Consider the following 12,672-nt stretch of genomic DNA (forward strand, 5'->3'; position numbering starts at 1 on the left):
CATATTTCTTTCCTTCTGCCCTTTACCCTTTCTCCTCTGCCTTTCTTGGTAAACCGAAACTACAATAACTCTGTAATGGAAAATAACCGTTGTCGGTCTATTTGTTGCAGCTTGATTTTTTCAGCGTAGAAAGCCTGATAATAAGATTCATAACGCTCTGGTTCAGCTTCTGGATCGGTTTGTTGCCATAATTTCAAAAAGTGGCGATAGCGTTTTTCAAGCATCACTAAATCCATGCAAGCGATAGCAGCTTGAACCACTTGCGGAGTCCGAAGTATTTCTTTTTGGGTTTTTTCATCCACATGGAATAAATGGGAAATTAACCCCATCTCGCTACCAAATTCTAAAAACTGGTCTTGCAGGCTGGAAATTAAATCTGGTGGAGACGCAAAATTTCTCGTCTCTCCATCAACGGATGAAATTTCTAAAATCTGTTGCCATAAAAATCGGTGGTGGGAAAGGCTAAATTGCAAATCTCGCTCCTCTAGTTCGTCAATAATCACTTGACGCTGTTCAGGACAATGCAAGTAAATTCGCAGTAATAACGCCTCTGCATGTTCTAAAAGGCTCCGTTCTGTGGGGAGTGGGGAGTGGGTAGAGACGCGATTAATTGCGTCTGTACGGAGTGGGGATTTGCTACTTCCCCATGCAATTCTTGCTGACACAGGTTTAGAGTATGTAGCCGGAGGGGGAGCAATTTGAGTTAACAGATTTTCGACTCGTAGGGGTATAAGTCTGGTATCTCCTAAGCTGAGTATTTCTGCACAGTAGGAAACGTAATAGTTGCGTGTATCACTATTAGCTATATTTTTAAGTAATTTGACTATTTGCTGAGTTACTTGCCCAAAATCAGTAGCCTGTTTTAAATCACGGTTTTGAATAATTTGCTGAATCTGCCAGTCTAACCAAAGTGGCGCATTTTTTAGCAGTTCTCCATAATCTTCTGGGGTGTGGCTATGCAAATATTCATCAGCATCTTTACCATCGGGTAAATTGAGAATCTTTAGCTGAACTTCGCCTTTGTATGCTAAATCGGCAATTTCACCGATCGCTCGTTCGGCGGCATTGGTTCCGGCTTTATCAGCATCAAAGTTGAGTACTAATTGTTTCGACTCGGTGTAGCGTAATATTAACCGCACTTGTTCTAGGCTTAAAGCTGTACCGAGTGAGGCTACGGCATTATTAATACCAGCAGCGTGGAGAGCGATCGCATCAAAATATCCCTCTACCACTACTGCTTGATCGAGTTGAGAAATTCCACCTTTGGCTTGATCGAGGGCAAATAATGTTTTACCTTTACTAAAAAGCTCCGTTTCTGGTGAATTCAGATATTTGGGCTGTTCATCAGTCAAGGTTCTACCACCAAAGGCAATGACACGCCCTTGAACATCGCGGATGGGAATCATTAAGCGATCGCGGAATACATCATAATAACCGCCTCCTTCCCGCCGTGGCTTAATCAATCCCGCTTTTTCTAGTATTTGTACTGGGTAGTGTTTATCTTCCACTAAATAACGGTATAGAGTTTCCCAACCTGCGGGGGCATAACCTAAACCAAATTGCTGTATTGTTTCTTCTTTGAATTGGCGGTTAGATTGCAAATATTGAAGTGCTTTTTGCCCTTGTGATTGTCTGAGGGCGTGTTGATAAAATTGTGCGGACGTTGCCAGAACTTCATATAACTGCTCACGCAAAGATAGCTGACGCTGTAATTCTTGGCGTTGTTCGGGTAAGAGAGTTTGTACAGGTACTTGGTAACGCCGTGCTAAATCCAACACCACATCAGCAAAAGAACGCTTCCCCAACTCCATGACAAATTTAATGGCATTTCCTCCGGCTTGACAACCGAAGCAATAGTACATTTGTTTAGTCTGGCTGACTGTGAAACTGGGAGATTTCTCATCGTGGAAGGGGCACAAACCGACAAAATCTTTCCCGCGTTTGCGTAAAACTACGTATTCCGAGACGACATCTACAATATCAGCCCGTAATTTAACTTCCTCAATTGTGTCTGGGTGCAAGCGGGGGATTTGCATATACTTAGTCATTAGTCATTGGTCATTTGTCATTTGTCATTGGTCATTGGTCATTTGTCATTTGTCATTTGTCATTTGTCATTGAGCATTGGGCATTAATCAATAGTTCTTCTTCCCCTGCCTCCCCTGCTTCCCCTGCTCCCTCATCCCCACTCTCCACTCCCTGGACATTAACTTTAGAGAAATAACAAAGGATAAATGACTTTAGACTTCTGATGGCTATTATATTCTTGTTGTTAGACCAAGAATGATTTATATAATTGCTTACATTTAATTTTATCAGAGGAATTACTTAAAATGGGGCGTATTTTTATTTCGGCGGCTCATGGAGGCAAAGAAGCTAGAGGAGTCGATCCAGGTGCGATCGCAGGTGGTACAACTGAAGCTAAAGAAATGATTCTGCTGCGAGATTTGATTGTCACGGAATTGAGAGCGCGGAATGTCGAAATTTTGGCAGTCCCTGATGACTTGAGTGCCGCCCAAACTATCACCTGGATTAATTCTCGTGGTCGGCGGGGTGATGTCGCCCTAGAAATTGAATCTAATGCGGCTAACAGCCCTTCTGTGCGTGGGGCTGGCGTTTTCTATATAACTAATAATAGCGATCGCAAGAGTAATGCTGAACAATTGCTAGTGGGGTTGTTGCGGCGCGTACCTCAATTGCCGAATCGGGGAGTCAAGCCAGATACAGATAGTGGGTTGGGTAGTTTAGCATTTTGTCGCCAGACAACGCTTCCAGCTTTGATGATGCAAGTGGCGTTTCTCAGCAATCCAGAGGATCGGGCTTTGCTACAAAGTCGTCGCCGCGATTTTGCTTTGGGAATTGCCGATGGATTAGTAACTTGGAGTCGGATAATTGATCCTACTCCTGGAACTCCAGCCGAAGCAAATTATCCGCCAATTAATATTAATATTAATGGTCAAAGTTACACAGAGCAAGGTGTTTTAGTTAATGGTAATGCTTACATCCCCATTGATTTAGTAGACCTTCTGCGAATTGACCTTTCAAAAGCAGCTAATACTAATCGGATTACCTATCACAAAATAGTTTATGTTAAAGCTATCGAACTGCGAGATTTTAACGTTGCAGTCACTTGGGATGCTGCTACGCGTACTGTTACCTTACGCTCGAATTTGGCGGTTTGCCCTGGTCAATTTTCGCGGGTGATGTCGAACGGTAATACTTCCGAAGTCCAGTTACAATTATTTTTGAGAAACAATAATGAAAATGCTTTAGTAAGCTTTCCTGACATCCCAAAACTTTATCGAGAAGAATCAGGTATAGAGGGCGTGAACTATGACATTGCCTTTTGCCAAATGTGTGTAGAAACTGGATTTTTACGGTTTGGTGGCGATATTAAACCTGAGCAAAATAACTTTGCAGGCTTAGGTGCGATCGGTGGTGGTTCAGAAGCTGCATCTTTTCCAAGTGCCAGAATTGGAGTTAGGGCACACATCCAACATTTGAAAGCTTATGCTAGTTTAGAACCTTTGGTACAAGAAGTAGTAGATCCCAGATTTCGCTTTGTCACGCGGGGAATTGCACCATTAATTGATCAGCTATCAGGACGATGGTCAGCAGATTTGGATTATGGTACGAAGATTTCAGCTATGCTTAAACGATTATATGAATCAGCAGGACTTCTTTAAGTATTAAGTAAATAAACTTGTACTAATTACTTGAATCCTTTCTTTCTTCTTTACGAGACGTTGCACGTTGGCGGCGTGGCGTGGGCGGTTCGTTTGCATCCTTATAGCAAACCTGTACTAAGGTTTTGCACAGCGCGATCGCCTACGGTGGGCGGAACGCGATCGCAAACGTGGTCTGCTTCAGCTAAAAATGTCGTAAAGTTGTAAACTTGATAGCAATTAAGAAGACAGACTGTGATCCTCCCATCAAGTAGTAGAGCGTTAGTAACAAGTCATAACAGTAGTTTAGAGTTTACCAGCCTCGCCAAACTATTAAGTGGAAACTTGCTTGCAGAAGTGGATCTGTATCGAGCTGTAGTAAGTTTAAAGCTAAGGCAAGACAAAAAAGCTTCAATGGGTCAGTTTCTGACTCCCGCTTCAGTAGCCCAATTGATGACTGGGATGTTTAATAGCCTGGATTTGCCTGAAATATCCTTGCTTGATGCTGGAGCAGGAATTGGTTCATTAATAGCCGCTTTTGTAGCAAAAGTATGCAAGCAGCGAAAACCCACGTCAAGTTTGCGCGTTGTAGCTTATGAAATTGACCCTTTTCTAATTAAATATTTGCATCAGACTCTAGAATTATGTAAAAAAGAATGCGACTATGCAAGTATTTCCTTAAACTACGAAATTCGTGAGACTGATTTTATCGAAGACGCAGTTAGGCTGCAAAAGCTTGGTTTATTAAATAGTGCGATGCCTACGGCGGTAAACTACGCAACAGAATTTACCCATGCTATTCTCAACCCGCCTTATTTGAAAATCAATGCTCATTCCAAAATGCGCGAATTGCTACGTTCCATTGGTTTGGAAACCAGCAATCTTTATACTGGTTTTATGGCTGCTACAGCACAACTTCTAAAACCAAATGGGGAGTTTGTAGCGATTACTCCGCGCAGTTTTTGTAATGGGCCATATTTCCGTGACTTCCGCAAAATGTTTTTAGAGATGATGGCTTTAGAGCAAGTACATCTTTTTGAGTCGCGTCAAGAAGCATTTAGTGACGATGATGTTTTGCAGGAAACTATCATTATCCAAGCTACGAAACAAAAGCAAAAGTCTAGCAGCGTCAGCATAAATAGCAGTTGTAGTGCTAATGATGACTTGATCGTGTCACACTCTGTACCATATACAGCCTTAGTTAACCCCGATGATCTAGAGCAGTTTATTCATATTATTCCAGATAATCTTAGCCAACAAATCGTTCAGCGAATGGCAGTTTTTACCTGCACTTTAAAAGATTTAGGGCTAACAGTTTCAACCGGACGGATAGTAGATTTCCGAGTAAAAGATTATCTAAGGATAAATCAAGAAAATAATACTGTTCCATTAATTTATCCGGTGAATTTAGCGAATGGATATGTAGAACACCCAAAAATAACTAAAAAGTCTCAAGCAATAGTGTATATAGAAGAAACAGCAAATCTTCTAATACCAAATGAGCATTATGTCTTATGCAAAAGATTTTCATCGAAAGAAGAGAAAAGGCGTGTTGTTGCGGTGGTTTATGATGCCAACCAATTTAATTATAGCTGTGTCGGCTTTGAAAATCACTTGAATTACTTTCACAAAGATGGGCGTGGACTTAGCCTTACCTTAGCTCGTGGGCTTGCTATTTATCTCAATTCAACCCTAGTCGATGCTTTTTTTCGGTTGTTCAATGGGCATACTCAGGTCAATGCAACAGATTTGCGAAAATTAAAGTACCCTAACTTGGAGCAGCTATTGTCATTAGGGACGGAGTTTAAAGATCAGTTTCCTTCTTTGCAGGAAATTGATGAACTTATCGAAAATAAGCTATTGAGTATGTCAAATTTGTCAGAGAATAATCCAGTTGCAACTAAGTCTCGAATTGATGAAGCGCTGCAAATTTTGACACAATTGAGCCTTCCACGGGCACAGCTTAACGAACGGTCTGCTTTAACTCTCCTGGCGTTGCTTGACTTAAAACCGACCGACTCTTGGCAATTAGCAACTTCTCCTTTGATAGGAATTACGCCGATGATGAACTTTATGGCTCAACATTATGGCAAAACATATAAGCCTAATACACGGGAAACAGTTCGCCGACAGACAGTACATCAATTTTTGGATGCTGCTTTAATAATTGCTAATCCAGATGATTTAAGTCGTCCTATCAATAGTCCTAAAACTGTATATCAAATCGAGGGAAGTGCGCTCGAACTATTACGAACCTACGGTACTGACGAATGGGATAAGAGCATTTGCACCTACCTGGCTTCAGTTGAAAGTCTAAAAAAGCAATATGCTCAAGAACGTGCAATATCTCGTATTCCCATAGTAATTAATGGAAAAATTAAAACTTTATCGCCAGGTGGTCAGAATATTCTGATTGAAAAAATTATTAATGATTTTGCTCCTCGTTTTACTCCTGGTGGAAAGCTCATCTATGTTGGGGATACAGATGAAAAATTTGCCTACTTTGATGAAACAGTATTAGCAGATTTGGGCATTAATATTGATTCCCACGGCAAAATCCCAGATGTGATTATTCACTTCACCAAAAATAACTGGTTAGTGTTGATTGAAGCTGTAACCTCACATGGTCCAATTAATCCTAAACGCAAGAAGGAACTTGAAGTCTTATTCAGAGATGTCCAAATACCTTTGGTGATGGTAACAACATTTCTCAGCCGTAAGGCAATGGTGGGATATCTGGCAGAGATTGCTTGGGAAACAGATGTTTGGGTTGCTGATGATTCAACTCACCTAATTCATTTCAATGGTGAATATCTATTGCAGGCTTACCAAACAGATAAGAAGCAAACTTCTTAAACATACGAAAATAAGCTCGGTGTTCGTGATATTTTGCTTCGGAAGATCCCCCTAAACCACCTTAAAAAGGGGGCTTAATTCCCTGCTTTTTTTACAAATTACTTTTTTACATATCTTGTTTATATTCTTCTAACAATTGCGGAATGTGATCATACCCATCTACACCAATAACCGCAATCATTTTCGGGCGATGTTGCTGTAAGAACTTTTGGAAAGCTTCTGCCCCAATTTGCCCTTGTAAAATTGTCAGTAACCCTGCTGGTTGTCGCCATTCACGAGAGGCAATTTGCTCCAAAAGATACATTCCCAAGCAGCCTGTGTAAACAGTTTTTTCTGAATTTTGTAGATGATAATAAGCTTCTGCTAAATAAGCTAAGTTACGCCCTTGGAGATACAAATCACCGGAAACTTGTGCTGTTTTAAAGCCATCTTCGAGATATTTAATTGCAGTTTGGTGTTCTCCAATTACTAGATAGGCAATTCCTAAACTGCTGACACATAAGGCTTTACTTTGAAGATCGCCTAATTTTTCTGATAATTTTAAACCTTGTTCCAAATAGTTAATTGCAGCTTCATAAGTTTCTGGTTCTAAGTTTTCCAGTTCTTGAGCTTGCATGACTTCGCTGTAACCTAAATTTACCAGCGCGTTTGCTTCTCCTGTACGATCGCCTGCTTGCCGACTCAGTATCAATGCTCGTTGACTGTTGTTAATTGCCTCAGCATAATTTTGCTGTTGTACGTAGGTGCGGCTGAGGTGGTTGAGATTGGCAATTTCACAGGTGCGATCGCCTGCATTTCTAGCTATCTCTAATGCCTGCTGATGAAAATCAATAGAACGCTGATATTGTCCCAAAGCACGCTGAGAATAGCCTAAAAGTGTCAAAATCCTCGCCTTTTCTTGGGTTCCCTCGCCTTGACGCAATGGTTCATCCAAATAATCTAGGGCATCTCGCAAATAAGTGCCTGTAAAAGAGGCAAAAATCCCGCCGTAAAAGGGAAAATACGGACGCTGGGCAAAGGTTCGCAAAATCTGGAGCATAATTTGAGAACAGGCATCGCTGTATACTTTCCCAATGCTCCCAAAACCGCTTGCTAGCTGACTCCAAATCACCGCAAAGGTCAAAAATGTGGAAATGGATAACTTTGGCCCGGCCTTGATATCGTAAGCTTGTTGGTCAAACCAGCTAATTAGTCCCCGTTGCAAGTACTGTAAAATCAATGCCATTTCCACCCAATCTCTAAGGGTGATCCCCCGTTGTCGCTCGGCAAACTCTATTGCAGATTCTTCCATAGCTAAGGTGCGAAACAGTGCTTGAGGTAACTCACTGTTGAGTTGTTTCGCCCAACTTGCCCAAGGGCCACGTTCTCCCGGTACACCTCCAAATCCCAAAGATTCTTTTTGCTCGTACATCCAACTGAGCAAGTTGTCTTGTAATCGCTGCCAAGAAGCTAAACCACGGGTAATCCCTTCGGAAAATTGTTGTAAATCAGCATCTGCCTCAGCAAATTGCTGTAATCCTTTTGATAATTGCTGTAGCTGTTGCAAATTTAGCGGATACTTCTGATTAGGATCAGTAACCCGTAAAAATACCGCTAGACGCTCATCAGCAGGAGCTGTGGTAATTTCTGTAACTGCGGAGGCGATCGCTTCTGTGGTTTTGTTTTGCTCTTGCCAGCGTTGCCATTGACTTTGAATGGTCTTAATGGCTCTCAAACTCCGAGTAGCCTTAGCTTTTTTGAGTTCGTCTTTTTCACTATCGACTTGATTTTGAAGAGTATTCAAGCGATCGCTCAAAGCTAGTTCAAAGACTTCCCCTGTACCGGAGGTAATTCCTTTAAGCAGCATTTGGTACACCATCTCAACAGAGCTAATTTTGCCCTTGAGGGTGGTTTCGACAATTTCATCGATTAAGGCAAGATAGCGATCGCGCAATGGCAAAGAGTCTGGCATAGCTACTAGAGAACATCACGTCCATTCTAATTCTAGTTTGAGTGGATTAGACGCGTAGGCATTTACCTGCAAAGTTTAGAATGATGTCAAGGAAACTTTTTAGCAGAATATAACAATGCTGAGAATTAGCCTAAAAATATCTTATGGTGCGATCGCAGGAGGCAAAAAATGGGCTTGGCTGGATTAAGAATTGTGTTGGTAGAGCCAGCTGGGCCGATAAATATCGGAGCGATCGCTAGGGTAATGAAAAATTTCGGGCTAGATAATTTAGTATTAGTGAACCCCCAATGCGATCCGTTATCGACGGAAGCTTTGATGATGGCTGTTCATGCTCAGGAAATTATCGAATCTGCGGTATTAGTGCCGACTTTACCAGAAGCATTGCATGGATGTGTACGGGCGATCGCTACCACTGGTCGCGTTCGCAGTTGGGAAACACCCTTAGAAAACCCCCGCACTGCGCTACCCTGGTTATTAGAGGAACTAGAAAAACCCGTAGCACTGATTTTTGGCAGGGAAGATCGGGGATTAAGCAATGAAGAATTAAATTATGCACAAAGGTTTGTTCGCATTCCCACTAGTCCAGATTATGTAGCCCTAAATTTGGCTACCGCCGTAGCAATCTGCTGTTATGAATTGTCACAATGTACTCAGCAACCTGACACTAAAACCTTAACCCAAACTGAACTCGCCCCTTTAGATGTTGTGGAAGGATACTATCAGCAATTAGAATCATTATTATTAAAAATTGGTTATGTATATCCCCATACGGCAGCTAGTCGGATGGAAAAATTTCGCCAAATATATAATCGCGCTCACCTGAAAACTGGGGAAGTATACATGCTGCGGGGAATTTTGCAGCAAGTAGAATGGGCCCTTAAAAATCAGAGGGATGGTGAAAACTTGTAATTATTTGTTTAATATATACGCAATTATCCCCCCAAAATATTTAATATGGCTTAGACTAAACACAAAAATGCTACTTAGTGGCAAAGTGAAATTTGAGTATTAATATTTGCTTAAAGATTAAGTTTGGGGTTAGGAGTCTGCAAGAAAACAGCCAAGTGGGTCACAAGGAGTAACTGTGTCAGAGTCAAGTGACGAACTAACAGCTTTCTCGCGGCGTCAACCCTTAAATCGCCGCCAGCCGCCACAAAAAGTTCAAAAAGTGGTAAAGAAGAAAGTTAAAGCTAACAGCCAGCAACAAGCTGCCAATGGACGAGAAGCGGCATTAACACACCCAAAAAAACTGAGCAGTCCTCCCTCAACCCCTAGTGCTACACGTAGGGTAAAATCGGGATTAGTCATGCCAACGGCAGTAAAACCAATACCTAGTGTGAAGGGTAAAATTCCTCCCTTTCGACCAGGTGCTGTGATGGTGAAAACAGTGCGGATGGAAAAGCCAAAAATCGGCAGGCGTTCATCGCCCAAAACGCGGTTAAAGCCAATGGCCAAAACCTTGTTATATATTGTGCGGTTGTTGATTGTGGGTGTTGGCATGGGTGCAATTGTTGGCACAGCATTGTCAGTCTTAGACCCGGCTAATCGCATCAGCACAACTTCTGCGCCGCAATCTAATAGTAATGTGGCGCGATCGCAGCCACAACCTACCCAAACTCCCCAAGCTGCACCTTCGAGCTTATACCTATCTCAGGAAATGGTTTCCTTAAAAAATTCCGTGCAAAATTTGGCGGCGACCAACCCAAATCTTACACCTGGAGTATTTTTAGTAGATTTAGATACTGGTAATTTTGTAGATATCAATGGCTCTACCAGTTTTCCGGCGGCTAGCACAATTAAAGTGCCGATTCTAATTGCTTTTTTCCAGGATGTAGACGCGGGTAAAATTCGCCTGGATGAAATGCTAACTATGCAACAGGAGATGATAGCTGGCGGTTCGGGAACTCTGCAATATAAACCCGCCGGAACCCAGTATACTGCTCTGGAAGTCGTCACTAAAATGATTACAATCAGCGACAACACTGCGACAAATATGCTGATTGCGCGACTAGGAGGAATGGAGGCGTTAAACCAGCGTTTCCGGGACTGGGGATTGACAACTACAACAATTCGTAATAAGCTTCCGGATTTGCAAGGGACAAACACCACTACTCCGAGGGAATTAGGGAATTTGATGGCGATTGTGAGTCAGGGAAATTTAGTGAGTATGCCATCACGGGATCTCATGCTCGATATCTTGCGTCGCACCCAGAGAGACACTTTGTTACCATCCGGTTTGGGAGCAGGCGCGAGAGTATACCACAAAACGGGCGATATTGGTACTATGCTGGCAGATGCAGGTTTAATTATTGTTCCAACTGGCAAACGCTACATAGCCTCTGTCATGGTACAACGCCCCAATAATGACCCTCGCGCCGAAAAATTGATTAGTTCAATTTCTAGTGTTAGCTACCAAGAATTCAGCCAAAATGCGGTTACACCCAACAGTACCAACACTATACCCGCAAATGGTTATCAGCCTCCTGTTGTAAGTCCTGGTTTTCCTAACAATACAACGGGCACTGTACCCATGAGCATTTATCAGCCTCCTGTTGTGAATCCTGTACCCAACAGTATGGGAGGTACTGTACCCCCAAATGGTTATCAATCTCCAATTATGAATCCGCAATATTATCCGGCAAGATAAATTAGATGCAGCAAGACTTTCCTGATTTACATCTGTTGCTTCATTTTGGAGAACTGGTATTATTGGTGGTACAACCCAAACTCTCTGTATACTTGCCATCATCGGCATTTCAGTTATCAAACCTTGGGGTGGAAGAGTAGTACAATCTCCAGAGTCGTCTACCTCATCAAGTAGCTAGAAACATCGAAAATGCGATCGCCACTAGCTTTTTGTTTCTAAAAGCTAAACTGTATTGTTATCTTTTAATTTTTAACTTTTTTGATACCGCATTCCTGGTAATTGCGAAACGAAACCCATAAGTTCCAACTGTAATAACGCACCAGAAACTGAACCAGCAGCCATGCCAGTTTGCTGGACAATAAAATCGAAGGGTAAAGCTTCACTTGCGATCGCATCCATTACCGTTTGCAATTCTGGCGATAAAGTTGGCATTAACTGTTCTGGTGCTGTGGAAGCCTCCACTCTATCAATTTGTGGTATTGCTCCTAGCATTGTTAACAGTTCATCTAATTCTTTGAGGATGAAAGAAGCTCCTTGACTCAGTAACTTTAAGCACCCTTGGGATGGATGATCGTCCAGTCTTCCAGGCAGTGCATAAACATCTCTACCAAATTCATTAGCGTAGGTAGCTGTAATTAAAGCACCAGATTTTATCGGTGCTTCCATTACGAGGATGGCGCGGCTCAAGCCTGCAATAATTCGGTTGCGGCGGGGGAAGTGGGTGCGATCAGGTGGGGTTTTTGTGGGGTACTCACTCACGACTAACCCAGCCGTCAAAATCTGCTTGTACAAATCCCGATTTTTATGCGGATAAATTACATCTACACCAGTTCCCAAAACTGCGATTGTGCGTCCACCTGCTTTCATGGCGGCGCTGTGGCTTTCTGTGTCAATTCCCTCCGCCATCCCAGAAACAACTGTAAAGCCATTTTTAGCCAAAGCTGTACTAATCTGGCGAGTCCAACGGATACCGTATTCTGAAGGTTGGCGGGTTCCGACAATTCCAACCATTGGTTTTTGTCCGAGATTTTCTTGGAGTTCGACTTCACCGCGATAGTACAAAATCGGTGGTGGACTCGGAGTTTCCAATAATAAGCGGGGATAATCTGCATCTGCTGGTGTCCAGAAATGAGAATTTTCTTGCTGGTGTTTGGTAAATAGTTGTTCTGGATGCAAACGCGATCGCTGTTGTACTACTTTTTCTAGTGTTTGAAAACCAAAACCTTCTACTTCTCCCAACTGTACCCTAGTAGCGTTCCAAGCTGTTGCTAACGTGCCAAAATGCTGTTCCAGCCGTCGCAGTAATACCGGGCCAATTCCCGAAATTTGCGCCCAAGCTAGCCAATATGCGCCTTCTTCTACCACAGTTTCATCCTCACGCCTACTGGATTAAGTATTCCCAAATTGGGGTTGGATGTTGAGGGAGCAGGGGAGGCAGTGGAAGAATTAATGACTAATGACTAATAACGAACCCCTTGACTTTTGACACTTGACTCTTGACTATTAACTATTGACTATCTTCTTATTTTGTGTGATGAAATATTTCTATCGTC

General features: G+C 42.4%; 9 protein-coding genes. 6 read left to right on the forward strand and 3 right to left on the reverse strand.

Going from position 1 to position 12,672, the window contains the following annotated elements:
• Nucleotides 1-59 precede the first annotated feature (59 nt).
• Nucleotides 60-2,036, reverse strand: a complete 1,977-nt coding sequence (gene dnaG / locus RMZ43_RS26875; protein WP_322654371.1) for a DNA primase — start codon at nt 2,034-2,036, stop codon at nt 60-62.
• Between the two features lie 297 nt (nt 2,037-2,333).
• Between dnaG and tftA the strand changes: the two genes are divergently transcribed.
• From tftA to RMZ43_RS26890, 3 genes are read left to right on the forward strand one after another with little or no spacing between them, the layout of a single operon-like run.
• On the forward strand, nt 2,334-3,686 hold the full coding sequence (gene tftA / locus RMZ43_RS26880) for a hormogonium tapered terminus morphoprotein TftA (protein ID WP_322654343.1): 1,353 nt from the start codon (nt 2,334-2,336) through the stop codon (nt 3,684-3,686).
• Between the two features lie 30 nt (nt 3,687-3,716).
• Nucleotides 3,717-3,893 (forward strand): hypothetical protein, encoded by a 177-nt coding sequence (locus RMZ43_RS26885; protein ID WP_322648779.1) that lies wholly within the window; start codon nt 3,717-3,719, stop codon nt 3,891-3,893.
• A gap of 27 nt (nt 3,894-3,920) precedes the next feature.
• On the forward strand, nt 3,921-6,521 hold the full coding sequence (locus tag RMZ43_RS26890) for a BsuBI/PstI family type II restriction endonuclease (RefSeq protein WP_322648778.1): 2,601 nt from the start codon (nt 3,921-3,923) through the stop codon (nt 6,519-6,521).
• A 106-nt stretch (nt 6,522-6,627) separates the two neighbouring features.
• Here RMZ43_RS26890 and RMZ43_RS26895 read toward each other — a convergent pair whose 3' ends face one another.
• Entirely contained in the window at nt 6,628-8,472 is a 1,845-nt protein-coding gene (locus tag RMZ43_RS26895) for a tetratricopeptide repeat protein (protein WP_322654342.1), read from the reverse strand.
• Between the two features lie 168 nt (nt 8,473-8,640).
• Here RMZ43_RS26895 and RMZ43_RS26900 point away from each other — a divergent pair, with 168 nt between their 5' ends.
• The 3 genes from RMZ43_RS26900 to RMZ43_RS26910 all read left to right on the forward strand — a co-directional run bounded on the left by RMZ43_RS26900 (nt 8,641) and on the right by RMZ43_RS26910 (nt 11,259).
• Entirely contained in the window at nt 8,641-9,381 is a 741-nt protein-coding gene (locus RMZ43_RS26900; protein ID WP_322654341.1) for an RNA methyltransferase, read from the forward strand.
• A gap of 175 nt (nt 9,382-9,556) precedes the next feature.
• Nucleotides 9,557-11,119 (forward strand): serine hydrolase, encoded by a 1,563-nt coding sequence (locus tag RMZ43_RS26905; protein ID WP_322654340.1) that lies wholly within the window; start codon nt 9,557-9,559, stop codon nt 11,117-11,119.
• A 5-nt stretch (nt 11,120-11,124) separates the two neighbouring features.
• Nucleotides 11,125-11,259, forward strand: coding sequence for a hypothetical protein (locus RMZ43_RS26910; protein WP_322654339.1), 135 nt, complete (start codon nt 11,125-11,127; stop codon nt 11,257-11,259).
• Between the two features lie 109 nt (nt 11,260-11,368).
• On the opposite strand, the gene dprA is transcribed toward RMZ43_RS26910, so the two are convergent.
• A complete protein-coding gene (gene dprA, locus RMZ43_RS26915; protein WP_322648774.1) occupies nt 11,369-12,484 on the reverse strand; it encodes a DNA-processing protein DprA in 1,116 nt (371 codons plus the stop codon).
• Nucleotides 12,485-12,672: the final 188 nt, after the last annotated feature.

The sequence above is a fragment of the Nostoc sp. CmiVER01 genome (assembly GCF_034531135.2).
GTDB lineage: Bacteria > Cyanobacteriota > Cyanobacteriia > Cyanobacteriales > Nostocaceae > Nostoc.

Excerpts from the sequence above, each read along its gene's own strand:
- dnaG (WP_322654371.1), bottom strand. The coding sequence starts at position 2,036 with ATGCAAATCCCCCGCTTGCACCCAGACACAATTGAGGAAGTTAAATTA.
- tftA (WP_322654343.1), top strand. The coding sequence starts at position 2,334 with ATGGGGCGTATTTTTATTTCGGCGGCTCATGGAGGCAAAGAAGCTAGA.
- RMZ43_RS26895 (WP_322654342.1), bottom strand. The coding sequence starts at position 8,472 with ATGCCAGACTCTTTGCCATTGCGCGATCGCTATCTTGCCTTAATCGAT.
- RMZ43_RS26900 (WP_322654341.1), top strand. The coding sequence starts at position 8,641 with ATGGGCTTGGCTGGATTAAGAATTGTGTTGGTAGAGCCAGCTGGGCCG.
- RMZ43_RS26910 (WP_322654339.1), top strand. The coding sequence starts at position 11,125 with ATGCAGCAAGACTTTCCTGATTTACATCTGTTGCTTCATTTTGGAGAA.